The sequence below is a fragment of the Streptomyces sp. NPDC006655 genome, assembly GCF_040703965.1.
In the GTDB taxonomy this organism is placed as follows: Bacteria; Actinomycetota; Actinomycetes; order Streptomycetales; family Streptomycetaceae; genus Streptomyces.
Genome location: NZ_JBEYJU010000030.1, coordinates 1 through 24,812 on the forward strand (window position 1 = coordinate 1; position 24,812 = coordinate 24,812).

28 protein-coding genes are annotated in these 24,812 nt (G+C 69.3%); 24 read left to right on the forward strand and 4 right to left on the reverse strand.

Annotated elements, in window-relative coordinates; translation table 11 throughout:
• The first annotated feature begins 330 nt into the window (after window positions 1–330).
• From AB0958_RS19190 to AB0958_RS19245, 12 genes are all read left to right on the forward strand, one after another.
• The gene (locus AB0958_RS19190; RefSeq protein WP_366891632.1) at window positions 331–1,113 is read left to right on the forward strand and encodes a hypothetical protein; all 783 of its coding nucleotides are present in this window, start codon (window positions 331–333) and stop codon (window positions 1,111–1,113) included.
• 132 nt (window positions 1,114–1,245) lie between these two features.
• On the forward strand, window positions 1,246–1,803 hold the full coding sequence (locus AB0958_RS19195; RefSeq protein WP_366891633.1) for a hypothetical protein: 558 nt from the start codon (window positions 1,246–1,248) through the stop codon (window positions 1,801–1,803).
• Window positions 1,804–1,919: 116 nt separating this feature from the next.
• Window positions 1,920–2,570 (forward strand): hypothetical protein, encoded by a 651-nt coding sequence (locus AB0958_RS19200; protein ID WP_366891634.1) that lies wholly within the window; start codon window positions 1,920–1,922, stop codon window positions 2,568–2,570.
• A gap of 138 nt (window positions 2,571–2,708) precedes the next feature.
• On the forward strand, window positions 2,709–3,284 hold the full coding sequence (locus AB0958_RS19205) for a hypothetical protein (protein WP_366891635.1): 576 nt from the start codon (window positions 2,709–2,711) through the stop codon (window positions 3,282–3,284).
• Between the two features lie 96 nt (window positions 3,285–3,380).
• A complete protein-coding gene (locus AB0958_RS19210; protein ID WP_366891636.1) occupies window positions 3,381–4,166 on the forward strand; it encodes a hypothetical protein in 786 nt (261 codons plus the stop codon).
• Window positions 4,167–4,291: 125 nt separating this feature from the next.
• Window positions 4,292–5,800, forward strand: coding sequence for a hypothetical protein (locus AB0958_RS19215; protein WP_366891637.1), 1,509 nt, complete (start codon window positions 4,292–4,294; stop codon window positions 5,798–5,800).
• A 60-nt stretch (window positions 5,801–5,860) separates the two neighbouring features.
• Window positions 5,861–6,904 (forward strand): phosphoadenosine phosphosulfate reductase family protein, encoded by a 1,044-nt coding sequence (locus AB0958_RS19220; RefSeq protein WP_366891638.1) that lies wholly within the window; start codon window positions 5,861–5,863, stop codon window positions 6,902–6,904.
• A gap of 170 nt (window positions 6,905–7,074) precedes the next feature.
• Window positions 7,075–8,199: a hypothetical protein gene (locus AB0958_RS19225; RefSeq protein ID WP_366891639.1), complete on the forward strand. Its 1,125-nt coding sequence runs from the start codon at window positions 7,075–7,077 to the stop codon at window positions 8,197–8,199.
• A 740-nt stretch (window positions 8,200–8,939) separates the two neighbouring features.
• The gene (locus AB0958_RS19230) at window positions 8,940–9,332 is read left to right on the forward strand and encodes a DUF6211 family protein (RefSeq protein WP_366891640.1); all 393 of its coding nucleotides are present in this window, start codon (window positions 8,940–8,942) and stop codon (window positions 9,330–9,332) included.
• A complete protein-coding gene (locus tag AB0958_RS19235; protein WP_366891641.1) occupies window positions 9,322–10,191 on the forward strand; it encodes a hypothetical protein in 870 nt (289 codons plus the stop codon). The genes AB0958_RS19230 and AB0958_RS19235 overlap by 11 nt, the downstream gene beginning before the upstream one ends.
• A gap of 12 nt (window positions 10,192–10,203) precedes the next feature.
• A complete protein-coding gene (locus tag AB0958_RS19240) occupies window positions 10,204–10,881 on the forward strand; it encodes a hypothetical protein (protein ID WP_366891642.1) in 678 nt (225 codons plus the stop codon).
• Between the two features lie 236 nt (window positions 10,882–11,117).
• The gene (locus AB0958_RS19245) at window positions 11,118–11,897 is read left to right on the forward strand and encodes a hypothetical protein (RefSeq protein WP_366891643.1); all 780 of its coding nucleotides are present in this window, start codon (window positions 11,118–11,120) and stop codon (window positions 11,895–11,897) included.
• A 4-nt stretch (window positions 11,898–11,901) separates the two neighbouring features.
• Here AB0958_RS19245 and AB0958_RS19250 read toward each other — a convergent pair whose 3' ends face one another.
• The gene (locus AB0958_RS19250) at window positions 11,902–12,105 is read right to left on the reverse strand and encodes a hypothetical protein (RefSeq protein WP_366891644.1); all 204 of its coding nucleotides are present in this window, start codon (window positions 12,103–12,105) and stop codon (window positions 11,902–11,904) included.
• Between the two features lie 535 nt (window positions 12,106–12,640).
• On the opposite strand from AB0958_RS19250, the gene AB0958_RS19255 reads away from it, so the two are divergent.
• The gene (locus tag AB0958_RS19255) at window positions 12,641–12,952 is read left to right on the forward strand and encodes a hypothetical protein (RefSeq protein ID WP_366891645.1); all 312 of its coding nucleotides are present in this window, start codon (window positions 12,641–12,643) and stop codon (window positions 12,950–12,952) included.
• Window positions 12,953–13,447: 495 nt separating this feature from the next.
• Window positions 13,448–15,433: a hypothetical protein gene (locus AB0958_RS19260; protein WP_366891646.1), complete on the forward strand. Its 1,986-nt coding sequence runs from the start codon at window positions 13,448–13,450 to the stop codon at window positions 15,431–15,433.
• Window positions 15,434–15,746: 313 nt separating this feature from the next.
• On the opposite strand, the gene AB0958_RS19265 is transcribed toward AB0958_RS19260, so the two are convergent.
• Window positions 15,747–16,550, reverse strand: a complete 804-nt coding sequence (locus tag AB0958_RS19265) for a GntR family transcriptional regulator (RefSeq protein WP_366891647.1) — start codon at window positions 16,548–16,550, stop codon at window positions 15,747–15,749.
• A gap of 279 nt (window positions 16,551–16,829) precedes the next feature.
• Between AB0958_RS19265 and AB0958_RS19270 the strand changes: the two genes are divergently transcribed.
• From AB0958_RS19270 to AB0958_RS19300, 7 genes are all read left to right on the forward strand, one after another.
• Window positions 16,830–16,994: a hypothetical protein gene (locus tag AB0958_RS19270; RefSeq protein WP_366891648.1), complete on the forward strand. Its 165-nt coding sequence runs from the start codon at window positions 16,830–16,832 to the stop codon at window positions 16,992–16,994.
• A 157-nt stretch (window positions 16,995–17,151) separates the two neighbouring features.
• On the forward strand, window positions 17,152–17,301 hold the full coding sequence (locus AB0958_RS19275; protein WP_366891649.1) for a hypothetical protein: 150 nt from the start codon (window positions 17,152–17,154) through the stop codon (window positions 17,299–17,301).
• Entirely contained in the window at window positions 17,298–17,570 is a 273-nt protein-coding gene (locus AB0958_RS19280) for a hypothetical protein (RefSeq protein ID WP_366891650.1), read from the forward strand. Before AB0958_RS19275 ends, AB0958_RS19280 begins: the two co-directional genes overlap by 4 nt.
• On the forward strand, window positions 17,567–18,613 hold the full coding sequence (locus AB0958_RS19285) for a hypothetical protein (protein ID WP_366891651.1): 1,047 nt from the start codon (window positions 17,567–17,569) through the stop codon (window positions 18,611–18,613). The genes AB0958_RS19280 and AB0958_RS19285 overlap by 4 nt, the downstream gene beginning before the upstream one ends.
• 12 nt (window positions 18,614–18,625) lie before the next feature.
• Window positions 18,626–19,096, forward strand: coding sequence for a hypothetical protein (locus tag AB0958_RS19290; protein WP_366891652.1), 471 nt, complete (start codon window positions 18,626–18,628; stop codon window positions 19,094–19,096).
• 10 nt (window positions 19,097–19,106) lie between these two features.
• Window positions 19,107–20,195, forward strand: a complete 1,089-nt coding sequence (locus AB0958_RS19295) for a hypothetical protein (RefSeq protein ID WP_366891653.1) — start codon at window positions 19,107–19,109, stop codon at window positions 20,193–20,195.
• Between the two features lie 238 nt (window positions 20,196–20,433).
• Window positions 20,434–20,703, forward strand: a complete 270-nt coding sequence (locus AB0958_RS19300; RefSeq protein WP_366891654.1) for a hypothetical protein — start codon at window positions 20,434–20,436, stop codon at window positions 20,701–20,703.
• Between the two features lie 104 nt (window positions 20,704–20,807).
• On the opposite strand, the gene AB0958_RS19305 is transcribed toward AB0958_RS19300, so the two are convergent.
• Together AB0958_RS19305 and AB0958_RS19310 are read right to left on the reverse strand one after the other, a co-directional pair.
• Complete coding sequence (locus AB0958_RS19305) at window positions 20,808–21,041, reverse strand: DUF397 domain-containing protein (protein ID WP_366891655.1); 234 nt, start codon at window positions 21,039–21,041, stop codon at window positions 20,808–20,810.
• 1 nt (window position 21,042) lies between these two features.
• A complete protein-coding gene (locus AB0958_RS19310; protein WP_366891656.1) occupies window positions 21,043–21,924 on the reverse strand; it encodes a helix-turn-helix transcriptional regulator in 882 nt (293 codons plus the stop codon).
• A gap of 431 nt (window positions 21,925–22,355) precedes the next feature.
• Between AB0958_RS19310 and AB0958_RS19315 the strand changes: the two genes are divergently transcribed.
• The 3 genes from AB0958_RS19315 (at window position 22,356) to AB0958_RS19325 (ending at window position 24,549) form a co-directional block, all read left to right on the forward strand.
• Window positions 22,356–22,835 (forward strand): ATP-binding protein, encoded by a 480-nt coding sequence (locus AB0958_RS19315; protein WP_366891657.1) that lies wholly within the window; start codon window positions 22,356–22,358, stop codon window positions 22,833–22,835.
• Window positions 22,832–23,458: a hypothetical protein gene (locus AB0958_RS19320; protein ID WP_366891658.1), complete on the forward strand. Its 627-nt coding sequence runs from the start codon at window positions 22,832–22,834 to the stop codon at window positions 23,456–23,458. The genes AB0958_RS19315 and AB0958_RS19320 overlap by 4 nt, the downstream gene beginning before the upstream one ends.
• Before the next feature lie 206 nt (window positions 23,459–23,664).
• Entirely contained in the window at window positions 23,665–24,549 is an 885-nt protein-coding gene (locus tag AB0958_RS19325) for a hypothetical protein (RefSeq protein WP_366891659.1), read from the forward strand.
• Window positions 24,550–24,812: the final 263 nt, after the last annotated feature.

Sequence of the window (24,812 nt, forward strand, 5' to 3'; positions counted from 1 at the left end):
GGCCGCTTCGCGGTCGCGCAAGCGCGAGCCTGGCAGCCCCCGCAGAACCGGCGGTGCGGCGTGCGCTGCCCGACCGACCGAGGGGAGCCCCCGCCCAGGGGTGAGGTGTGGCCAAGGGCCGCCGCGCGGCCGCCGGTCCGGGGGCGGGAACCAGGCCGGAAACCGGTCCTGACCTGCGAAAACGTGTGATTGGGATCACTCCCCGGAAGGGGTGTTCCGGGTGGACTTCCACCCTTAAATAAGGCAGAATTAGTGATGTCGGAAGGGGGGGGCAGCCCCCCGGACGACAGCCCCAAACCTTCAACGGGGAGATCACTCCCGAGGAGAGACATGTTCAGCCGCCGCAAGAAGCCCTGGTTCGTACGGATCCCTCACCACCTCAACCAGGCGGTCAAGTGGACGGTCGCCCCGGTTGTCGATGCCAGCGGGGAGCCGACCGAGTTCGCGCAGCGGAACGGGCGCTTCGTTGACTCAATGCCGGAGGGTGAGACGAGTGCCCGAGTCGTGACGCTCACCGCAGCTCACGACGGCCGGGCCCTGATCGCCGAGCTCACGCCGGCCGAAGCCGAGAACCTGGGTGACGCCCTGGCCACCGGGGCAGCGGACGTACGGATGGAGAACTGGCAGCGCGGCGACGGCTTCACCTCCGACAGCAACGCTCTCCAGGCGGCGATCGACGCCCACAAGCAGGCCCAGCGTGCCGCCCGCAAGCGCGCCTCAGAACTCATGCGGATGGTCTGGGGCGACCTGTCGGAAGCGACGAGCCTGACGGCGAAGGGCACGGAGTTCGGCGACTGGCGGATCATGATCAGCGAGGACGGCGCACGGGCCGACGTCGAGGCGGCGAACCTGCCCGCACCCGTCTGGGGCGCGTTCGTTGTGGATGCCGTCGACCGCCACTGGTTCCGCAATGCGCGGTGGCGAAACGGAGCCCAGGACTGGGCGTCGGTGAAGCCCGGCGAGTACATGGCCCAGTCTCACCGGGCCCAGTACGCCGACGTGTTGGAGGTCGGCAACGACCGCCGGGCGGTCCAGCTGGTACTCCGCTCGGTCGACGTCCGCAGGGTCGCGCGAGGGCTCTACGCGATGCTGTCGGCGTTCGAGCAGGACTAGAGCGCCCGGCGATGCCGCCGCCCCGGGAACGCGACGGGCGGCGGCCTGAGTAAGGCAAAAATATGGATTACGGAAGGGGGTGCCCCCCTTCCGGACCCTCAACACCGAGAGAGCGAGAATTTGATGACCTGCATGGCTGACACCCCGGATTCCCGGGTGAGTGATGCGGAGAGTGCTACGGAGGGCGAAGCGGCGGCCGCCCCGGAGGCGCGGCCGGTCCCCTCGTGGGAGGCGTCCATCACGCCCCCGGCGTGCGTGGCGGTTGACCGGTCGTGGTGGGTCGGTTCCTACGCCCAGTGGTCTACGGCCACGGTGGGCGGCACCAAGGGTGTGTCGCGCGGTGCGGTGCGGTTCGCGCGTGCTGCGGAGGCGGAGGGGTGGGCCGTGGTGCTTCGCGCCGGTACTCGGTACTCCGAGGACGGCGAGACGTCTGTAGGTGTCTGGGAGGTGGAGGCGACCGGCCGCTGTCACGACAATGCCGGCGGCGGGCAGGCCGACACGGTTCTGTCCCTGATGTGGGTGCAGCGGACGGGCGGGGGCCGGTGGGTGTTCGACGCTGAGCTGTCCGGGGCGGAGATCGGCGGCCGCGTGCTGTCCGGCATCGTGCGGCTTGCCGACTACGAGAAGGCCGTGCGCGTCGGGCGCCCGGTACAGCCTGATGAAACGGCGTTGACCTGCGACGACATGTGACCGAAGTCGCTCGATCAAGGATTGACCGTAGCTCTCAAATAAGGCAGAATTAGTGATGTCGGGAGGGGTGGCAGTCCCCTCCCGCACCCCGAACCTTCAACGAGGACGTGAGACCGATGCCCCACCCCCAGACCCGCTATTACGGGACGCACATCCTGACGCCCCGCGACTACTCCCCCACCGGTTTCGTTGGTGCGGCATTCAAGGAGACGGTCAGCGGTCAGGGCGACTACGTAACCGGCTACATCACCGGCTGTGAAGCCGACCTGATGGTGGGTCGCGCCGTCGCCAAGGGCAGGACGATCCGGGTGTACGAGGACGGGGCTCTGTCCATCTCCAACTTGCCCCGCGGGGCCTCCGCTCACGACCTGGTCACGAAGCAGAGCAGGACGCTGGACATCGTCACCCACCCCAAGAAGATGACGGACCGCCAGTATGAGGACCTGCGGATCATCGACCAGTACGAGCGCCGTGCCCGCGCGGAGCTCGACGAGCGGGGGCGGACCGTGGCCATCACCGCCGGGTTCTCCCGGATCCCCCTGGTGCAGACTTCGATCCTGCTCTCCCGGGGCTGGATCTCGCAGTCCCCGCACTCCGACCGGATCTGGATCTCGTCCGCCGGACGCATGGCCCTGGCCTGGCGCTGGCGTGCGGAACGGGCCCTGTCCTCGCGGCTGATGAAAGGGCTGTACCTGGACGCGGCCATGACGGCGGCGGACGCGGCGCGAGCCATCACCGCCGAGCGCGCGAGGGTACGCACCACCTGACCTGGGCGGGTCGCCCTCCAGGCGGCCGCAGGGGTAGGGCGGCGGCCTTGACAACAAGGCCAGAATAAGGCAGAATTAGTGATGCCGGGAGGGGTGGCAGTCCCCTCCCGCACCCCGAATCTTCAACGAGGAGCAACAATGAAGCAGGCAGAGCTGGAGACCGCGACCCCCGGCGCCGAGATCGGTGGATTCGCGCTCTACCTGGCCACGTTCTACGCGTCGAACGAGAACGGCTTCCCCCAGCTGGTCACGGCCGCAGCCGACATCAACTCCGCGTGGTGGACCGTGCGGACAGCCGACCTCACGGACGGCGTCAAGGTCGACCAGCCCCGCGGCTCCCAGGTGATCCGGCTGATCAACGAGGAGGACGGCGCGGTCACGACCACCATCGTCCCGGTGGCTGACGGACTGCTCGACCACCACGTCCCCACGCTCGAAGAGGCCCGCACGATCCCGCTCGCCCGCCGCTGGAGGACCAGCGAGCTGCTGACGGACCGGACGATCCGCGAGCCCGAGGCCGCCGAGCACTACGAACTGCGCGACCTCCTGGTCCGGGCCGCCCGACGCGGAGAGACGGTCGCCACCAGCCCGGGTCTGATCATCGTGCGCGACACCGACCACCGGCCGGTCGCATTCATCCGCGAGGGCTGGCACCCCGTCGCCGCCCTCCCCTCGGCCCTCACCTCCAGCGCCCTGTTCGAGCGGCGCCGCTAAGACCCGGTGGGCCCGCCCCGAGGCAGAGGGACGGGCCCACCGCAAGGGGGCTCTGGCAGGAGCCCCACCCCCGAACCTTCAACCAGGGAGAACCCCATGGCGACGAACGCCACCCCCGAGACCGAGACACCACAGCCCCGCTACACCATCGGCGACCGCATGCCGGACGGCCGGTACCCGGTCACGGTCGACGACGAGCTGATCGGATTCATCCACCGCTGGCACGGCGAGTGGTACGCCTGCACGCCGGTTGAGGGCGATGTCGTCACCCCGCACGCCAACAAGGAGGAGGCCGCCGCCCGGCTGGAGGCCACATCCCTCTCCGGCGTCACCGCCGCGGAGACGGAGCAGACCGAGGAGCCCGCAGCGATCGTTCCGTGGCTGCACCCGCGGATGAAGCCGACCCGGCGCAACATCATCAGCGCGGCCATCGCGCTCGCCAGGCTCGCCGAACTGGCGTGGACCCCCGTGGACCAGGACGGGAAGGTCACCGGCTACCCGGGGTCTGACAACCCGTGGCCGCTGACGTGCGGGCTGGATGGAAAGGTCGTCGTCCGCTGGTGGAGCCACCTGCGCGGGCGGAACGGCGACAACACGCCGCGGCCCGTGTGGAGGCACGAGGACTGCATCACCTTCGAGGACCAGGCCGCGAAGGTCGCCGAACTGGTGGGCAAGCCCGCTGCCACCTGCCCGTGCGACACCAAGCACCCCACCGACCTTGAGACGGCCACCGAGCTCTTGGAGCAGGCCGAGCGAGCCCGCCGCGCCGACGACACCGAGGCGCTTCGCGAACACCTCACGCGGCTGCTCGGCCCCTGCCCGGCGTCCTCCGCCCGCGCCGCGGTGCTGAAGGAACTCGGCACCGGCCCGAAGAAGAGCTGAGCCACGCCGGGGGCGCCGGTCTGTTCCGGCGCCCCCGGCCCCCTCCCGGGCAGCAACCACGCTGCCCGCACCGATCACCGCCGCCCGCCGGCGCGAGACCCCCGATCCCGAGGACCCCGTTTCCCGTGCCCGCAACCGCCCTGCCCACCCTGTTCGACCTGCCCGAGCCCCCGGCCCGAACCGGGTTCGGCCAGTCCTCCGGAATGACTGTGCTGAGCTACGGACTCGGCGCCGACAGCACAGCCATCCTGATCGAATTCCTCGCCCACCCCGAGCGCTACGGCCTGGCCCCCGACCTCTCCGATCTGATCGTCATCCACGCCGTCACCGGCGACGAGTGGCCCGACTCCCTGGACTACGTCAACCGTCTGGTCCTGCCCCGTCTCCGGCGGGCCGGGGTCCGGCTTGTTCAGGTCGCCCGAGCCGGCCGCCACGACGCCGACGGTGTGGTTGTCCTGGACGACAGCCGTTCTCCCCGCCGGATCTTCCAGAGCGGACCGTGGCGCTTGTCCGATGAGCTCCGCGAGGCCGGAACGGTTCCCCAGATCGCGAACGGCCGGAGGACCTGCAGCATTCGTTTTAAGGGCTGGTGCCTTGACCAGTGGACGGAGAACGAGTTCGGCACGGCCAGCTACCGGCGCGTGATCGGCTACCACTACGGCGAGTTGAAGCGCGCGGAGAAGGACACCCGCATTCAGCGCCAGCTGAACAAGGCCGCAGGCCGGACCATTTGTGAGCCGTTCTATCCGCTGATTCTGGCCTGCCAGGACAGGGCCGCGGTGGAGCGCTACGTCCTGGAACGTCTCGGCGAGCCCGTGAAGAAGTCGTACTGCGCGCAATGCGGATTCAGCGGGGTGTGCGCGAGCCGCGGTGCTCACGAGGAACGGCTTCGCGATCACCCGTACATCGCCGCCGACGTGTTGCGCATGGAACACGTATCCATGGCCCTCAACGAGCGATCCAGCCTGTACGGGACCGATTCCCTGTACCGGCGGCTCACCGAGGACGGCCGCAACCACCGGGTCCTGTCGGCGTTCGAGGAGTCGCTAGATCAGACCCCGTACGCGATCTATGAGATCCGCAGGATCTACTTCGCGGCCCGGACTGCGGACTGCCGCGAGCACCACGGCCGCTCGTGCCGGTCCCCGAAGTGGTGGTGCCGCCAGCCCCGCACCGAGCAATGCCGTGCAGACCACCCCGCCGGAGACTTCGCGCCGTGGTGCTCAGGGCCCGCCGGGTGCCGGGGTGAGGCCGCCAAGGGAACGGCCTGGCGTTCGGTCCGCACGGTGTGGGAGGGAGACCGCCGCACCGCCGAGCGGCTGGTGCGCGAGTTCGCCGCCGAGTACCGCCTCCCCCTGCGGCGCGGAGCGATGTCGGGCATCCAGCGGGCCCACTACCTCCCACCTGTTGACAGCTACCCCAGCGCCGTCGGGTACGCGGTCGCCGCGCCGGCCGGAGTACGCGACAAGCAGCGCAAGCACTTCGAGGCCGCGTGGACCAGGCACACCGGCGACGACGGGCCCCGCTGGACCCCGCTTCGCCAACTGCCCCCTCCCGAGCCCCGGCGGCCGACCGGCGGGAAGCCGCTGATCCGCCAGGCCAAGACGCTCGGCGGCGTGACCCTCATCGTCTGACCCCGCGGGCTCCGGCACCCCCCCGGAGCCCGCCCAACACCCCATCCCCTAAGGAGAGTTGTGTCGAATCCCAGTCCCCTCTACGTCGATCCAGTCGAGTTCGCCGCGACCCGGCACCGCATCGTGATCAACCTGTCCGGCGGGAAGGACGGACTTGTGGCCGGAGCCATGGCGATGGACGCCGCCCGCCAGGCCGGTGTCGCCGACCGCGTCTGGACCGCGCACGCGAGTCTGGGCCCGATGGAGTGGCCCGCGGTCACGGTGAACGGCGTGCGCTGGCCTAGTGCCAGCGAACTGGCCGCACAGCACAGCCAGGCCCTCGGTGTACCGCCCGAGCGGCATGTCGAGGTCCGCCGCACCCGCGAGGTCAACGGGGAGCGAGTCCCCTTCGACCTGCTCACCTTTGTGGCGGAACGCGGAGACTGGCCCTGGCTCGGGCGGGCCCGCACCTGCACCGGCCCGTGGAAGACCAAGATGGTGTACCAGGCCTTCACGCCGCAGGTCCGCGCCCTACGGAAGGAGACGGACGGCCCGCTGATGTTCGCAAACGTGCTCGGTATGAGGGCGGACGAGAGCACGGACCGCGCGGCCCGGGAGATGTGGCGCCGTACCACCGACAACTCCGCCCGGGTCGTCGACGAGTGGCTGCCCGCTCACCAGGTGACCACCGAGGAGGTCTGGGAGCGGACAATCGACGCGGGGCTGCCCTACCACTGGTGCTACGACTCGCACCCCGGCGCCAAGGACCGGCGGGGCTCCAGCCGCTGTTCGTGCTCCACCTGCACCTTGGCCAACAACCGGGACTTGACGCTCTCCGCCGGACGCCGGCCGCGGCTTGCCGAGCTGTGCGCACTGGTCGAACGCGTCCGCCAGGTGCCGTTCAACCCGAACATCACCATGGCCGAGATCATCGCGCGATCCCGGCGGCGCGATGCCCCGGACCCCGGTGTCGTGGTCGAGGAGAACGAGGACTTCGAGCGGATGGAGCGCGACGTCCACGCCGCCCTGCAGAAGCCGCCGACATGGGAGTCCAAGGCCCGCACCAGCCAGACCACGATCCTGCACACCCCTTCGGGGTGCGACGGATGCGCGGTGCCCGCATAGCCCCTGATCAGCGGTCACCGGCGTTGACCCGCCACGTTAGATAAGGCAGAATTAGCAACTGTGGGAGGGGTGGCAGCCCCCTCGCGCGCCCCGGACCTTCAACATGAACGGAGTGCGGGCCCGGTCGTCGACGACGGCCGGGCCTCCTCCGCCCCCTCGGAGACAGCTCGATGACGACCTATTCCCTGGCCTTTCCCGTACGCCCCGATCAGCTCACCGCCCTCCGGCAAGCCGTCCACCAGGCCGATCGGCAACTTCGCCCCTACGGCATGGATGGCTGCCGAGTCACCCGCGGCCGCGCCGACGTGATGCAGTGGCCCGACGCCAACGGAATCCCCGTCGGCACGGTGCCCTGCGAGGAGGTGACCGTCACCCTGCCCGTACCCGCGTACGCAGGGTGGACGGTCGTCGCGCAGCTCGACCAGGCCCCGGAGGCGGGTGCGGTGGTCGCCGCGCTGCCTCTGTTCGCCGAAACCCTCGCCGGCGTGACGCCGCGCTGTGACGCGTGCGGCGACCCCGACAGCACCACCAGCTACGTCCTGCGGCACGAGGACGGACAGACGATGCAGCTGGGGCACACGTGCGTCGAGCCGTACGCCGGGCTCCCGGCCCCCGCCCTCAACACGCTGTGGCGGCTGGCCCGTTGGTGCCTGACCGTCGAGCCGTACGAGCCGGGCGCCGTCCCGCCGGATCTGAGGATCAGCGTCGACCTGGCGCTGGAGTACGCGGCCGCCCTGACCACCGAGATCGGGTACGTCAAGCGCGGCGGCGGAGCTTGGACCACCGCCGATCAGGTACGAACCCTCCTGCTGGGCGGTGCCGACGCGGACACCGCGGGCCAGCTGCACAACCACCTCCGGGCTGCAGGCGACGTCTCGGCAGCGGCGGCCGCCGTACGGGACTGGTGCCGCCGCGGCGAGGACACCACGAACGACTACCGCCGCAAACTCGCCCACGCCGCCGAAGGGGACACGGTCCGCCCCAAGGACATCGGTCTCCTGGTGTCCGCCGTCCCGATGTACCTGCGGGAGGCCCAGCGCCAGCTGACACGGTCCGACCGCGAGTCCATCACGGCCACGGTGACCGAGGTCAGCCCCCTTCCCAGCGACTGGGGCCAGCGGCGGCGCATCCGGTTCGTCGACGGCGCCGGACGCCTGTACGCGTGGGAGTCGATGACGCAGCCGTTCCCCGAGGAGGGCCAACGGCTCAGGGTCACCGGCAGAGTTGTACGCCACGCCATTCGGGACGGCATGACCGAGACCTACCTGACCCGGTGCCGCGTCGCGCCGGCCTGAGCCGGTGCGCCGGGCCTCCGCCACAACCCACCCCGGGCGGGGGCTCCCCTCGGTCGGTCGGGCAGCGCACGCCGTACCCGGGTTCCGGCGGGGGGTGCCAGGCTCGCGCTTGCGCGACCGCGAAGCGGCCTGGCCTGGCGGCCCCCGCCGGGTTCCGGGTAGCCCCCTTGGGGGTGACCGACCGACCGAGGGGAGCCCCCGCCCCCACCCCAGCCATCCACGCACCTGCACTCGCCAACGGCCTCCCGACCCCCTTGGGAGTAAGGGCCCGCCGGAGGCGTCCCATGTGTAGTGACCGAGACGCTCGGAAGGCTCTGCCAGCAGGCCGCACGTGGCCCCAGCTGCGCTTTCTGGAGTTGCCCAGCCTCATAAGAACAGGCAGAATTATGGATGCGGGAAGGTGGGAGAAGTCCCCCAGGGAAAGATCACTCTCGGCCGTAGGTCCATCGAGGGCATGAAGGTCGAGGTCCGATTGAAGTGATCATTGCTCAGGTCTCGATCGCCCCGAGGGGGTGTGAGTCGGAGCCGTCTCGCAGTCCAGCTTCGGTTACCTGCTGGACACGGAGTGACAACGTAAGGCAAGATTAGTGAATCCGGATGGCGTTCCGGTTCGACTTCCAGTCGAAGCGCCCAGATAAAGGGCGGCGGCCAGCCCAATTGGCAGTAGGTACTGGCCGCCTGAACGCTCACTCGGCCCCAGGCCCTTCAACAAGCCCTTATCCGAGAAAGGCGATCTGCACATGATGGTAGACGACGCAGAGCTGAGCACACGACCGGCGCTCGACGACCTGATCACGCTTCGACCCGACAACTCCGCCGGCGCCGACCCGGCCGTGACGTACCGCATCGAGGACGGCCCGCTGCCCGGCGGCGGCTGGTTCATCCTGGTCGCGGACGAGACGGCCCCCGGAGCCCTGGACTGGGCATCGGCGATCGCGGAGAACGACATTCAGACGATCATGAGGCCGATCGAATCCGGCGTGATGAGCTGGACGTACGCGCCGACCTCCGAGACCTCCGAGCCCAGCGACGTCCCCCTGGACGTCGAGCCCGGCCTGTCGGTCTCCGGTGTGGTACTCCTGCCCCGCCCCGCCGGCCACGACCACCGCGAGGAGGCTGGCGATGACCACTGAAGCCCCGCCGCGGAGCACACTCACCACGGAGGAAACACCCATGGCCACCCTCAACCGCCGCCCCGTCTCCACACGCCGGGAACTGGCCGAGGCGTCCGGTCTCAGTATCACCACGCTGGAGAGGCTGTACCGCGAGCGTGACGAGAACGGACACCCCGAGCCGGCCGGCACGATCGACCGCGAACTCGTCTGGTACTCCGCGGACTGGCGCAAGTGGCACGCGGGCCACACCAACGTGGAGAAGCTGGAGAGCCGCGACCAGCTGGCCGAGCGGACCGGGCTCGGCCGCAGCACCCTGGAACTGCTGTGGCGCCAGAAGGACGAGAACGGGCACATCGAGCCGAAGAAGGTCGTCAGCGGCGTCATGTACTGGAGCTCGAAGGAGTGGGACGCCTGGTACGCGGGCTATAAGGCAAACCAGGACTGGCGCACGGAGATCGACTACTCCGGGAACGCCGACGACGAGATCACGCTTTCCCAGGCCGCCCGCGTCCTCAACATGGAGCCGACCAGCATCACGAAGTACCCGGTCCGGCCGCCCAGGCACTGGCCCGACCCGGTCAGGGAGGAGACCACGGACAGCGGCCGGACCAAGCGCTGGTACCGCCGCGGCGACATCTGGAAGTACGGCGAGCTCCGCGAGCGCGGCGGCGGCCGCCCGGCTGGCAGCGCGGCGGCGGCCGGGCGCCGCTACCCGTACGACGGAGACCCCCGGCTGGACCTGGCCCGCGCGGCGATCAAGTCGAGCCCTGAGGCCACCAACGCCGATCTCGCCGGCCAGCTGGCCCGTGAACACGACGGGAGTGCGGGGACGTGGTCGCACATCGTTGCCAGTGCCCGACAGAACCCGGAGGACTGAGCCAGTATGACCGTGAGCATCACCGTCAGCGCGGACGTCATCGACCGTGTCGGCCTGCAGGAGGCTGCCGACTTCCAGGCCAGCATCACGACGTTCGAGTGCGTCGAGTGCGGCACTGCGGGCGACGCCAGGGCGGAACCGGCCGTGGTGGTCCTCCGTAGGAGTCCAGGCCTGTCCCACCTTGGAGTGGCGCACCACCGGTGCGCGTCCTCCCAGGTGCGGGAGTACGGCGCTGGCGATCTGGTGCTGGCTGACGAGCTCGACCTCATCCCCCGGGCAATCGGAATCCCCAGCGTGGATGGACTGAGGCCCGCGCTGCTGCTGGCGTACGAGGAGAAGATCACCGTTGGTGGGGAGGACCCCATGCTGAAGGCCCTGCTCGCCGAGGGACTGCACCGGGTGGCGGCGCTCGGAAAGAAGGCTCCACACAGCCCTGGTTGGGAAGTGACAGCAGGACCCGGCACGGCCGTGCAGGTGTCTTCATCTCATCGGACGTACCTCAGTAGCGGTGCGATGTACGCCCCGCCTGCATGGAGAACGCTCGCTGCAGCAGCCGATGAGGTTGCACTCATCATGGGCCGTCTCGATCGCTCTGCCCTACACGCTGAAGGGGCTCCCCTGGCCGCCTACGGACGAGCCATGAAGGAGGGCAACCTGGTGGCCGGAACGGTCCCCGTGATACTGCGATAGGTGCCACGTCCTTGTCTCGTCGGCTGCGAGAGTGGTGGCACGCTGTCTTCCGGCAAGACAGCGGTTCGGGCATTGCGCGGCAGACCGCGCAGGCGCGCTTTCCTCCTCGGTGCTACCGAGGCTCCAGGAAAGCGAACGCCGGGGGACCGAGACCCCCGGCGGACGCCGAACCGACTTCAACCCAAGAGGAGATGAGCCGTGAACATCCACCATAACCACCGAGTGGTGAGCCAGCGGTGACGCAAGACGTGCTGCAGGGCAGCGAACTCACGGTCGTACGCCAACCGACGCCCTTTCCGGTCCAGGAACCGGAGACCAAGGCCGTAGTCCACTGGAAGGGAGGCGTGGGCAAGTCGACGATCGCCCAGGAACTCGCCTACCTGGACGACGGAGTCGCAGGCGACATGGACTGGTCGAAGGGCGGTCTGACGAAGGGCTGGGGCTACGACGAGGCACAGCGGGCGGGAGCCCCGCTGATCGACGCGTTCGACAAGGGAACTGTGCCCACCCCTCTGCGAGGAGGCGAGCGTAAGCCAGACCTGATTCCCGGCCACTCCACCTTCGGTGAGCACCAGCCCCCCGCAGAGAAGGTGAAGGACGAGATCACCCGCTGGGCAAGGGAGCTGCAGCGGAAGGTCACGTGGGACACCCACCCGGACGCCTGCGAATCCACGTACGGAGCCCTCGCAGCGGCCCGGGTCATCGTGGTTCCGGTGGTGTTCGGAACGCGGGAGATGGAAGCGCTTCAGCACTTGCTGGAGGACGTCAGCGACTATCCGCTTCTCCTCATCCCCTACATGGTGGAGGCGTCACCTCCGAAGACCCACGTGGATCAGCTGAAGCAGATGAGCAAGAGGTTCAACGTACCTGTTGGGCCCATGGTGTCGTACTACCGATGGATCAAGACTCGGAGGAAGCGGGTGGCAATCTGCTCTGAGCCGGTCTTCAAGAAGGAGGAAGCGTTCGTGGAGCAGATGAAGCGTGTGCACACGGCGGTGACCCGCTATGGAAACTGAGGAGTCAGTCCAGCAGGAGGGCCAGGAGCAGGAGAGCCCGGCCGAGGGGCAGGGCCAGGAGCAGGAGCTCGACGGCCTCGCCGAACTGGACCAAGCACAGGCGCGGCGACGTCGCTCTGGACCTCCGCCACCGGCTCACCGAAAGGCCCAAGGGGCTGGGGGCCAGGCCGGTGTTCCAGGCCAGCAGGCCGGGCAGTCCAATGGCCAAGGGCCCTCGCCGGCGGCGGCTGAGGGAACGGAACCGGAGGGTCAGGCGGCACGGCGGAGGGGACAGACCCCGGCAGCCGGAGCAGCTTCAAAGAGTTCTCGACCTGGAAGTGCCGTTGCCAGAACGTCTGGAGGTGCCGCGGTTACCCAGACGCCAGTGCAAGAGGACCCGCTGACGGGCAGCAGTGAGCCCTTCGAGCCGGGTCCCGGCCGTCCGGCGGACATCCCGCCCGCGGTTGAGATTCTGCAGCGCAGGAGCATCACCCGAAGCCCGCTTAACGCTTCAGTTCCCGCCGACCTTCGTCTCTCGAAGAGACTGAGAAGGTTCGCGCTGGATCGAGACCTGGAAAACTTGCCGATGGGAGACGTGGTCGGCGTCGCACTCGACGAGTGGCTGACCTCGCACGGCTACTAGCCAGCGGATAGAGAGTGGCCCGTCGGAGTTCTTTCCGGCGGGCCACTCTCGTGTACGCACTGCTATCATGATAGCTATCGTGATAGAGAGATATCACGCTATCAATCAAGAAGGGTGAGACGTGACCGACCTGAGTTCTCAAGTCAGCCGACTGCGGCGCATCGCTGACGAGCTGGAATCGGTGTCAGGTGAGGAAGAGGGCGATCCCCTTGCACCGCACCCATGGACGCTTCAACTTGTCGACAGCCGAGGGACGGAACGGGGGCAGCTGAACTACAGGACCCCTGAAGCGCTCGAACTTCGGAAGCGCATCCAGAGGTATGCCGTCGAGCACGACATGCAGCCAGGCGACGTCGCCGCCCTGGCGCTGGACTACTGGCTTCGGGCCCGTGGCTTTCCCCCCAGTTCCCAGCCGGATCGGCCGTCTCGCTGAGTAAGTCCCACACCCTTGGCCTCACCTAGTGCAAGATGGTGCCTCAAGATGAGGACTACAGGCCGATGCATAGGCGTGACCGCCAACTTGACACGGAGTCGTAAATAAGGCAGAATTAGTGATGCCCCGAGAGGGGTTGAAAGTGCCAGAACGCACGAAACCCCGGGTTGCCACAGCTTGGAGGGCGGGCTACCCGGGGTCTCTCACCAGAGATGAGGCTCTGATGACGTACTTCAGTATCCCCCCGAGAACGGGTGGACGCGCACCTTCCGGTGTCTTCATGTCGGAGGTGGGGGCGTGAACGTGCTTACCCGCGTCCATGCGGTTGCCGACTCCCTCGGGGTGCCTCCGTGGGCTGTTGCTGTCGCTGCCGTGGTCGCCGTGGCGGCCGCCGTGGCGGCTGTGGTGTTCCTGCTCCGGCTCGTTGGTCGGGTAGCGACCAGGGCCGTTGAGAAGGCGCGTACGGACGATGACCACGCGGCACGGGCCCGTGTCATGGCGATGATCGACGACCGCTGGCGGACCATCGTCGGCATCTGCGGCATGAGCGTCAGCATGTACGGGCTGTGGGGCTTCGCCGAGGAGACCGCCGGCCTCCCGGTTCTGCTGCGGGTCTTCTTCATCGCGATCTTTGACGGTGCCGAGATTGGTTTGATGCTGGGCCTTGCGCGGTCCCTGGCGGCGCAGGAACAGCCGCGCTGGACCGAGGGGATGCGCCGGTCGCGCCGGATGGCGTGGGGGCTGGCCACCATCTCGGCGGCCGCGAACTGGGTTCACGCGCCGGAGGGCGGCGGCTTGTGGGCGAAGGTGGCCCTGGCCGGTGTGCCGATCGTCTCCGTCAAGCTGCTGGAGCACGGTCTTGACCTGCGGATTGCTGAGCTGGTCCAGGCTGAGGAGGAAGAGGGGGTCCGTCCGGGCCCGCTCCGGCTCGTCGTACTCCTGTGGCGCAAGGTCTGGATCGCGCTGTTCGCCTGGCTCGGCCTGGACGCCGCTTCCACGACGAACGAGACCTCCCGGCGGCTGCTGGCCCAGCGTGCTTCCCGTGCCGTGATCGAGCTGGGTCAGGCCCAGGAGCGTGCTGGCCGGCCGCACCGGTTCCGCTGGACGAAGGCCCTCGCCGAGCGGCGGGAACGGAACCTCACCACGGAGGCCGCCCTCGCGCTCGACCGTGCGGACGCTCCGGTCGACCTGGACCAGGCCCTCGCCGTCGTCCGCCGCACCATGAGCCACATGCAGGCGGGGCAGCTGGGCAAGCTCGACTACAGCAACGCCGACGAAGTGGTCTCCGCGGTCGTCTCTCTGCCCGCGCTCCAGACGCTCGTGCAGCGTCGGCTCGACGAGCAGAAGGCCGAGGTTCGCGAGGAGATGCGTGCCGCAGAGCGCAAGGCGGAGCAGGCCCGCGACACCGCGCTCGCGGACCTGGACGCCGAGCGGAAGGAGCGGAAGCGGATCGAGGCCGAGCGCGAGGAGGACCGCGCCCGCTTCGAGCGGCTGGCCGAGGAGATGCGCGAGCAGATCAAGGGTGCGAAGCGGGAGCGCGACGAAGCGAAGCAGTCGGCCGCCGAGCAGCTTCGCGCGCTCCGCGAGGACATCGAGCAGCGCAGCAAGCAGGGCGCGGACGACCGCCGAGCGGAGCGGGAGACCGCGGAGCGGCGTGCCGAGCAGGAGGCCGAGCGGTGGAGCGGTCTGGTCGAGCAGCTTCGAGCGGACGCGAAGCAGCAGTTGACCGCGCAGGCCGAGCAGCTTCGAGCGGAGGCGGCCGAGCAACTGGCCACCGAGCGGAAGCGCTTCGCGGAGGAGGTCGAGCGGAACCATCGTGAAGCAGAGCGCCGAGCAGTCGAGCAGGCCGAGCAGCTTCGAGCCGAAGCGGACCGTGCGAAGCGCGAAGCGGTCGAGCAGGCGAAGCATGAAGCGGCCGAGCAGCTGGCCGCCGAGCGGGCCGGAGCGGAGCAGGCTCTCGCCGCGGAGCGGAAGAAGGCGGAGCAGCTGACGGCCGAGCTTGAAGCGGAGCGGGCGAAGGACGCCGAGCCGAAGCAGGAGCCGGTGAAGCGGACGGAGCAGGAGAAGCAGGCGGGGACGCCGAGCGGAGCGGCCGCGGAGACCAAGGCGGCGGCTCCGGTTGCCGGTTCGCTCAAGGAGCGGTTCATCGCGCGTGTCCACGAGCTGTGCGAGCAGGGAGATGCCCGGCTTCTGGGCGAGCAGGCCAGCGAGCAGGCCGCGAAGCGGGCCCGGACCGCGGTGGCGTACGAGGTGCAGAAGGAGGTCGGTCTGGGCAGCCAGGGCACCGCCCGCGCGTACATGAACGACGCCATGGAGCTCTGGGGGAGCAAGGTGAAGGTGCCTGCCCCTCGGGGCGAGAAGAAGGACGAGAAGGCCCCCCAGGCCCAGGGGGCGTCTGACGGCATCGTGAGGGACACCTTCGGGCGGCCCGTCGCGGACCTCAATCAGGTGGGTGCCAGCAAGAAGCTGCTGGGCGTGTAGCCCCCAACCGAACGGCGGGCTGGCCGGACCAACAAGGGTCCGGCCAGCCCGCCGTGTGCTGTCCACAGGGGGCTCTGACGGCCCGCTGACCGGGCACTGAGAGTGACTTTTTAGAGAAGGCCTGGCACGGCCCGCGGAAGGGCGCCGAAGAGGCGCTGAGCCGGTTGGGCGGGGGCGGAGGGGAGACCGGCCGGGGCCCCTCTGCCGTCGGCGGTAGGGGGTAGGTAGGCCGCCGGTAGAGGGCTCTGACCTGCGGATCTACCAGCCTACCCGGGTAGTGGGAGGGGACTGGGGGCCGGTTGGGGAGAGGCGGTCAGGACGCCGACCACCGGTACGAGAATGACCATAGGTGAGCGGGGAAGACGCTGACGCTGATCTCCACGGTGCGGTCCCCGGCCGTCGCGCTGTGTGTCAGCTGGACGACCCGGTTGTCTGTGTCGAGTCCGAGGAACTGGGCTTCGTCGTCGAGGGGCGGCCGTACCTCGATCGTCTCGGTGAACTCCGTCGGTCGGTGGCCGAGTTCGGCGAGCCGGCCGCGGATGCCCAGCGGGGCGACGTCGGGCTGTTCCAGCGCGGTCCCGGCCGCGATGTCCAGTGGCAGGTACGTCCTGATCAGCTCGACCGGCGTACCGGGGTCCGTCGGCTGGGCCCCGATCGGCACGGCGAAGACTCGGGTCTCCCAGACCAGGATGTTCTTTCCGCTCCGCTTCACCCCGAGCAGTCCGGCGATGTCCTGGGGGGCCCGCTCCGTGCTCACAGTGGGGAAGTAGCGGGGTGCGAGTCCCATGTCCCTGAGCTCTGCTTCGACTGCTTCGCGGGTGCCGTCCGCTTCGCCGCCGTCCGGCACGCGGAGCAGAGCAGCGGCCCGGCGCGGGATCCGCTTCAGGATGCGTGCGACGTACGCACCGCTGCCCTTGCGCGTGGTCAGCAGCCCCTCGGCCGCAGCGAGGCGGACCGCCCGCTCGGTGACCGAGCGGTTGGTGCCCAGCCGCTCGGCCAAGTCGGCGGCCGCCGGCAGCCGCTGGCCGGGTGCGTAGACACCGCCGGTCACGTCGTCGCGGAGCCGCTGGGCGACGCGACGGAACTCCGGGGTGGCGGACGGCTGGGCTTGAGTCATGAGCAGAGAGTAAGGCTCCGCAGCAGCTTGCTCAATCTCCCGAGGAGATTTCTAAATCTCCTGCGGAACTTGCTTGATCTCCTGCGGAGGTTGGCGTTTACTGGTGGTGCACGCAGGAACGCCAACTGGCTTGCTGCGGCGTCGTGTTGCACGACAAAGGCCCCATCGGTGCGCGAGCACCAACAGGGCCGTGAGTACGCCGGGACGGGCCCCCTACCTCCACAGCAGATGGCCCGTCCCGGCTCCCATCCCGATCCCACGGAACAGGAGCCCACCATCATGCCATTGCGCCGATCCATTCCTCAGGCCGAGCTGCGGAAACACCTGACGTCCGAGGAGCGCGAGAACGGTCCGCAGTACGAGGCCAGTCGCGGCGGTTGGTACCCGCAGGAGGACAAGCCCGTGCCGGGCACCCCGCTCAACGGGCAGCCCCGGACCGCCTGACCTTCACCGTCGCAGCTGGGCGGGCCGGACTCCGGCCCGCCCGGCGCCGCCGCTCGGTGAACACCGAGCCTTTCCGCCGGCCGCAAGGCCCCCGCGACCGCACCGCATCGGCCCCGCCTTGCAGGCGGGCCGAGCGGTCCCGTCCTCAAGGACTCCCGTGCTGCTTGACCTTCTGATCGGTGCCGGGGTGATCACGGCAGCCGTGACCCACCTCTACAGGCCGAAGAGCAGAAAGGTCCGAATCGCCAAGGACGTCGTGACGGTCCTGACCGTCGTGACGGTCCTCGCTGTTTGGAGCCAGCTGTGACTGTTCCCCTCATCCTGCGTCGCCCGCGCCGTGCGCGCCGCCCGCGGACCGCCGAGCCGGGGATCGTGCACACCCGCACGTACCTCCCGTCCCGGCGGACCTGGGCCCAGCGGGACGAACGTCCCCTCCGCCTTCCGGTCCTGCCGCCGGGCTTCACGCCGAAGACCGAGGCAGTGACCCCGGCGGACCCGACCCAGCCCGGACCGGACGAGCGCCGTGTCCAGCGGCTGATGATCGCCGCTATCGACCGCTGGGGGTGGAGCCGATGACAACGACCACCGGCCACACGGAAGTTCAGGCCCCGGACGACACCGCCGAATCCTCGGACACGGCACCGGTCCGCAAAGTCGACGACTTCCTCGCCGACCTCGATGACGTCCTGGCCGAGCAGACGGCACCCGCCGTCCCGGCCTCCGAGCCCGCTCCGGCCGAGGCTCCGGCTCCGGCCGAGCCTCCGCCGACGGTACCCACCGCCTCCGACAAGGACTGGTGGGATCCGCTGTACCGGGACGACCGGGCCGACCAGGACACCTTCACCGGCAACCTCCCGGACAACGCCCCGCCCCCTCCGCCGCACCCGCCTGCGGTCCCCGCCCAGGCCGCGGCCGACGACGGCCACGACGACGATCCGGAGGAGGGCGAGCCGGACGACGAGGAGACGGACGGCGCCGACGAGACCCCCGCCCCGGGTTCGAAGAAGAAGCGGCGGGTGGGCTCGGCGGTCCTCGCGAAGGTGAAGTCCGCCAAGGGAGGCGAGACCGGCGACGCCGACCCGGCGGAGGACCAGGACGACGAAGACGACGAGGACGCTGTGACCCGCGTGTGGCGGCAGGCCAAGGCGCTCAAGGCCCTCGCCAAGGTCGAGGGTCGCCGCCGTGCCGCCCTGCTGTACCTGCCCGGCACCGCCCTGGCGTGGGGTCTGGACTGGCACCGGCGCGTCATCGCGTACATGGACGCCGGTTACGTCGCCCCCGACGGGCTGATCGGCTCCCTGATCGGCCTTACCGCGCTCGGCGGCGGCCTCTGGCTCGCCGCCAGGAAGAAGAGCCAGCTCCTGGCCGTCACGTCACTGGTCGTCGCCGGGGTCGGATATGCCGAAGGCGGCCCGCGGACCGTCGCCTACATGACCGCCCACGGCTTCGACCCCGCCATCGTCACCCCGGTCGGCTCCGCGATCCTCGCGGGCGCCCTGACCTGGTGGTGCATCGACCGGCGCACCGCCCACTGGTTCCCGCCGCTGGCGTGCGTGATGCGCACCCCGACCGCCGCCATCGGTCTCGCCCTGATCTTCTACGCCGCCCCCACCCTGTAAGGACCACGCATCATGAACCCGACCACCCTCGCCGCCGGATCGTCCGCGATCACGGACCTTGTCGGCCGCATCGGCGCAGGCGGCGCGGCCTTCCTTCTCGGCACCGTTCTCGTCCTGGGGCTCAGCGAGAAGGGGAAGACCAAACTCGCGGGCAGGCTCAAGAAGAAGCCCGGCGCCGTGATCATCATCGGCATCCTGTTCGCAGCAGCCTGCGCCAAAGCGGGCGGGTTCTGGGACCTGTTCACGAGCCTGGCCAACATCCCGGCCGACATCATGCGCGAGGACCTTGGCATGGGCGACATGGGGCCCGCCGTGCCGCCGCTCCTCGCCGTCGTCGTCCTGGCGTTGACCCGCCCCAAGCCCGGTGCCATCGCCTTCTGGGCGTTCTTCTTCTACATCACGTGCGCGGGCGCGGGCACCGGTTCCCTCTGGGACATCATCGGCATGGTCACTGACCGGGTCCTCACGAAGGTGACGGGCTGAGGTGACATCGGTGACCGTACAGACTGATCACGTCCCCGAGGGGGCCGACGACGAGGGGGAGGCGCACCCTGCCCTCTCCCTCGTCAAGGAACCGCCGGCCCCGCTCGACGAACAGCCCGCGCCGGTCGGCGACGATGAGGACCAGGACGACGAGGACGAGACGCCGACCGGGGGAACCCTCGCCGAGATCAACGCCCTTGTCGGCCGCGACGCCTGGACCGAGGCCGCGCACGAGACCGGCGCGCTGATCCGTGACATCGCCGCCCACTACGCGGGCGTGCCCCGGCGGGCCGTCCGCGCCGTATGGCGGGCCACCGTCATCGTCGTCGTCCGTATCAAGGACGGCTCCGTGATCCTCGGGGGACGCATCGTCGAGTGGGCCACCGCCGAGGAGAGCAAGCCGAAGACCAAGAAGACCAAGAAGAAGGGCAAGCCGCAGGCCGACGCCGCCAGCGACGAAGACACCGAGTGGCCCGCCTTCGTGAAGCGCGGCGGTCTGCTCCTCCTCATCGCCGCCGGCCTGTACCACGAGGGCAAGGACCACCCGGTCACCGTCGCGGCCTTGGCGGTCGCCGCCTGGTCTGCGGCGGCGCTCATCGCGTCACGGCACCGCACCGAGGACATCCAGCCCACCACCCCCGAGGAGGCGCGGCCGGAGGACCCGGAGCAGCAGACCGGCACCCAAAACGATCATGAAAAGGCAGGGGAGAGGCAGGTGGAGCCCCCCACCCGGGAGCAGGCCGCAGCCCTCCTTGCCCGCTACGTCGAGCACGCCGTAGCCGCCGCCGCTCACCTGAAGAAGCACAAGGGCGTGCACACGGAAACACTCCTGGAGGGCATCGAGAACCACCACCTCCGCCCCACACACCTCGATCCCCTCGAACCGCGGGGAGGCGAGTGGGACGTCCCCCGCCTGAACGCCACCCTCACCGCCCTCGGTATCCCGGTCCACACCAAGGGGTTCAAGATCATCATCGACGGACAGCAGCGCGTACGCGCCGGAGTCCGATACGACCAGCTCGAAAACCACCTTGGACGGCGCCCCCGTCTTCCCCCTTCTCTGGTGGAAGACCTCACCCCCGTCCACACCGCTGATTGAGGGGCGCCCGCCCGCGCGTAACCGGCCCCGCCAACCGGGCCCCGCGCGGGCCCCTCACCCGGCTGACGGAACCGGCACCGGCGCCGGCCTCCCCTCTCCCGCCGGCCGCCTACCAGGGGGCCTACCTACTCGCTCTACCAATGCCCTGACCTGCGGTTTCTACCTCAGCCCTACCGCCCCTACCGGCGGTTCTACTTCGGTCTACCGCCCCACAGACGCCTCTTCTGCGGCACCATGGATGACCAACGTCCGTGTGCTGGAGGAGAGTTACGTGTTTCTCGGGGCCTACACCTACCGCTGTCCCCCTTGCCAGATCACGGCGCGTGGACTCAGCAAGGCCGAGGCCCGGAAGACCCGCACCGTGCACCGCCGCCGGGTTCACGGCAGCCCCATCGTGGAACCCGATGGGGAGGCCATCACCCGCGCTCCGTACGTCGACCAGTGGCGCGGTCCTGCCATCGCCGTCGCCGTGTTCGTCGTCATCATGCTTCTCGCCCCACACCTCTGAGCAGCGGGCGGGGCGGCCGGAGCGCACGGGTGCGACGTACGGCGTTCAGCGGACAGCAGTGGGGCCGCCCCCGGAGGGAGCGGCCCCACTGTCGTTGTCTCTGCCTACGCGTTCCGGTCCCTGAACTCTCCTTCACTCGCGGCCTGGACGAAGCTCGTCCAGGCCGCGGGGCCGAACTTGAAGACGGGACCGTCGGGGTCCTTGGAGTCGCGTACCCACATCGTCCCGGAAGCCCCGTTGCCTATGCGAGCCGCTTCGACGCACTGGCCACCCTGGTTGTCGCTGTAGCTGGACCTGAACCAGTGAGCCGTCTGCGGCGCGTCGTCCCGGTGGACCATGTCAGAACTCCTCGATTGCCTTTTGAATCATGCTCACGGACTCCGTGGGTCCCGGAGCAGCCGCTTGCAGGTCGGTGAACACTTCGTCATACAGGCCGGTTTCGGAGGGCTTGCGCAGCACCCAGGCGTCCGCACGGTTCTCCAGGTAGACGATCGGCGGGAACGGTGAGCGGTCGCCGAACCTGAGGATGGTGAAGGCGCCGTTCATCCCCGGGTGAGCGCCCATCTCGAATGGGACGACTTGGATGCGGACATTGGGAAGAGACGTGGCGAGCTCGGCAATGTGCGCCAGCTGCTCGCGCATCACCGCGGCGCTGCCGACGCGGCGCTTGAGGACTGACTCATTGATGATGGCGGTCAGCCTGAGCGGGGAATCGGAGCGGTGTAGAGCCTCCTGGCGCGTCATTCGCACCGCCACCAGCTTGTCGTTCTCGTCCTGGCCCAGTCCCGGCGTCCTCAGCGGCAGGGACCGGACGTACGCCTCGGTCTGCAGCAGGCCGGGGATGAACTCGTTCTCGTAGTTCTGGACTGCCGCAGCGATGGCCTCCTGCCCCAAGTACGCCTTGAACCCTGGGCTGATGACAGGTGCGAGCTCGCGCTTCTGCCACCAGTCCTTCTTCGTCTTCGTGACGGTCGCGTACCCGACCAACGTGTCGCGGAGTTCGGCGTCCGCGTCGTAGATCTCGCATAGTGCCATCACGTCGGCTGGCTCAACGATCCCGTTCTCGCCGGCCTCCAGGCGGTTGATCTTCGACGGGCTCACGACGAGACGTTTGGCCACCGCGGAGGCCGTCAGCTCCTTTGCCTCCCGGAGGCGCCGCAGCTCGATCGCCAACTGGAGGCGGCACAACGCGGGCGCTGCCGACCCGGCTTCCTCACTCATCCCGCATCCCTTCATCGAGCCTGGACCAGTGTGTCGGTGTCCGTTCTGCCACGGCAAGGAATCTTCTGCGACTCCGCGAAAAATTCTGCCACCGCATGAACATTCGTCAGCTCTCCCCCCACGGAAGCCAGTTCGAACGGAAACCCTTCCCGCAGAATTCTGCGAGACGGGTTCACACCGTAGCGAATCTGCTGGCATCCTGTATCGGGTCAGCACACAGCGCGCCGACCCAACGACTCCAAGTGATCTTGTGGAGCGTGGTCCAACCGACCGGGAGGGACCCGGATGCCCAGCGAAGCGGTGCCGCACATCGGACTGATCCGTTCCATGGGGGAGGAACCCCATGGAAGACGTCAGTCCGCAACCGATCGGCAGGGCTTACGCGAGCTCCAGGGTTCGGCGTGCACCGCCGCGACCGGGGGAGGACCGCGGTGAAGCCGCCCGCGCGAACTGGCGCGTCGCAGGCGGCCGAGGACTCTTTCCCGGTTTCCGTCCCGGCGGAGGTGCCGGATCAAGACGAGGTGCACGAAATCGACGGCAACGACGCTGCGCCGTCTCAAGCGCGTCGTCTTGTTCGAAGGCACCTGACCGCCTGGCAGGCGCCGGCGGACTGCATCGACGCCACGCTGATCGTCGTTTCGGAACTGGCGACGAACGCAGTCCGCCACACGAAGAGTGTGCGCATCAGTCTCGAACTCATCGGGCGCCCGGGGGAGATCGAGGTCGCGGTCCGGGACAGCGGTCCTCGCCCCCGGGCACCGCTCAGCGTCCAGCCCGACCCGACCGGCCTGTCCCAGAACGGCCGGGGGCTCGGGATCGTGCAGACGCTCGCCGCCCGGTGGGGAGCCGAGGCGGCACCCGGCAGCGGGCTGAGGGTCTGGGCCGTGCTCAAGCGGGAGGGGTCCGCGTGACCGTCACCTACTCCATCGCCCAGGCGTTACGCGGCCGGTCGCTCGACGGCGACGAGCGCGAGCTGATCCGGCTCGTCGCCCAAGCAACCCCCTCCGCCGAGTTGGCCAGCAGGCTGGGACTGCCGCCGAAGTCCATCGGATACCGGCTTGACCGGATCGCGGTGAAGCTGAAGAGCCCCAATCGCGTCCGCAGCGGGCTGGTCTACCGGTCACTGGTCCTTCGCCAGGTCGAGGCGGAGCCCCTGGAGGACGCTCCTCCGATCAGGCTCCGGAGGAGGGAGCGGGCAGTCCTGCAGGGCGTTGCCCAGGGGCACCCCCTCACGCGTATTGCCGATGACCTGCGGATGGAGGACTGGGACCTGTCCCCCATCGCGCTCCAGCTGCGTAAGCGGCTCGGTGCCGACGACTACGCACACGCCGTCTGGCGGGGATGGCACCTCCGGCTGATCGACGCGGAAACCCCCGGCATCGCCGGGACCACCACACGCTCCTCCTCCCAGACCACCGCGGCGGGCTCACGAGAGCTCCCCCGTCCGCCGCGGACCAGGGGCGCCCTGAGGGCGCCCACAGCGTCGCCCCCGGACCGGGGTGTTTCCCCCGCCCCCGGAACGGGGGCGACGTGACCACCACGTTGGAGCCCTCTGTCCTCTCCTCGGTCACCAGGCTTCCGGGCCGAGGTCACCCGAGTGCTCAGGGCCGGGCGCCAGTTCGAGTTCGAAACAGCCGTTGAAGACGCGGTCTTGGAGTTCACCGTGGCACTCCCCGCACCTGCAGTGAAGCGCAGGCCAGCGGCTGATCCCTTGTACGTCGACGAGAGAGGAACGGACTCATGACCACTGCCAGCCTGCCGCAGGCGGCCCCGCCAGAAGGCCGTGAGACGGTTGAAGGACTGGCGGGTACCCCGGCCGCATGGGAACGGAAGACGGACCGGGGAGACGTCCAGGTGTGGCGGGTCACTGGGCCCGCCGGACGGTGGGCCCTGAAGATCGGCCGCGAAGGCGCCGCCGCAGTCGTAGCCCGCGAGGCCGCCGTTCTGGAGCGGATAGAGACGCAGGTGTCGGCCACGTCGTACGGCGCCCGTGCCAAAGCCGGCCGTACGGAAGAGGCGGCGTGGCTCATCACCCCTTGGTTCGACGGGCCGTCGACCTGGGAGCGCTTCCGCCATGTGCGCGACGGCAACCCCGACAACGGCCAGGCGCTGGCCGCCGCCGTCGACCTGTGCACGGCGGTCGGCGGCATGCACCAGGCCGGATGGGTTCACGGTGATGTCCAGCCGCACCATTCGCTTCACATGCCGCAGGGGGCCCGGCTGATCGACTGTTCCTGGGCGTGGAGCATGAGCCTGCCGCCCTCGTACGCCTACGAAGGCGGGCTGGTTCACCTGATGTCGCGCGACATGATGGCGCGGGCCGCTTCCTCGCAGCGGCCCGTGGTGACCTCCCAGCCGGACGAGGTGTACGCGGTCGCCGCCTCCCTGTGGTGGGCCGCCACCAACTCATGGCCCCTGGACTACGCGAAGGTGGGGATCGACCCGGACCGGTTCACCGCGACTGAACTGCGCCGCGTACTCGTGCGCAACCCCGTTCCCTTCGGACGCATCGAGCACTGGCCGCAGCTGGAGGCGATCCTGCGGGCCGTGCTGACAGTGGATGTCAGCCAGCGGCCGTCGGCTCTTGAACTCGCCCAGTGGCTTCGAGGTATCGGACCCCGGTAGTCCAGGCCGACCCGTCTCCCCTCCGTGTCTCTACACCCGTGCAAAGCCCCGGTGCAGCGGATCACCCTGCCTGTACCGGGGCCGAGTTGTGAGCCGCCGAGGCGGTGAGCGCCGCTCCCGCGCCGGCCCGGCGGCTCCTGGCGAACCGGCGCCGGGACCGTGGCGGCGGACCGGGCTCAGGCGAACGCGAGCCCGGAAGTCTCCCCGATTTCAGGGGAGTTCGAATTCACAGAAAAAAGATCACGATTAGTGATCAAAGCGGA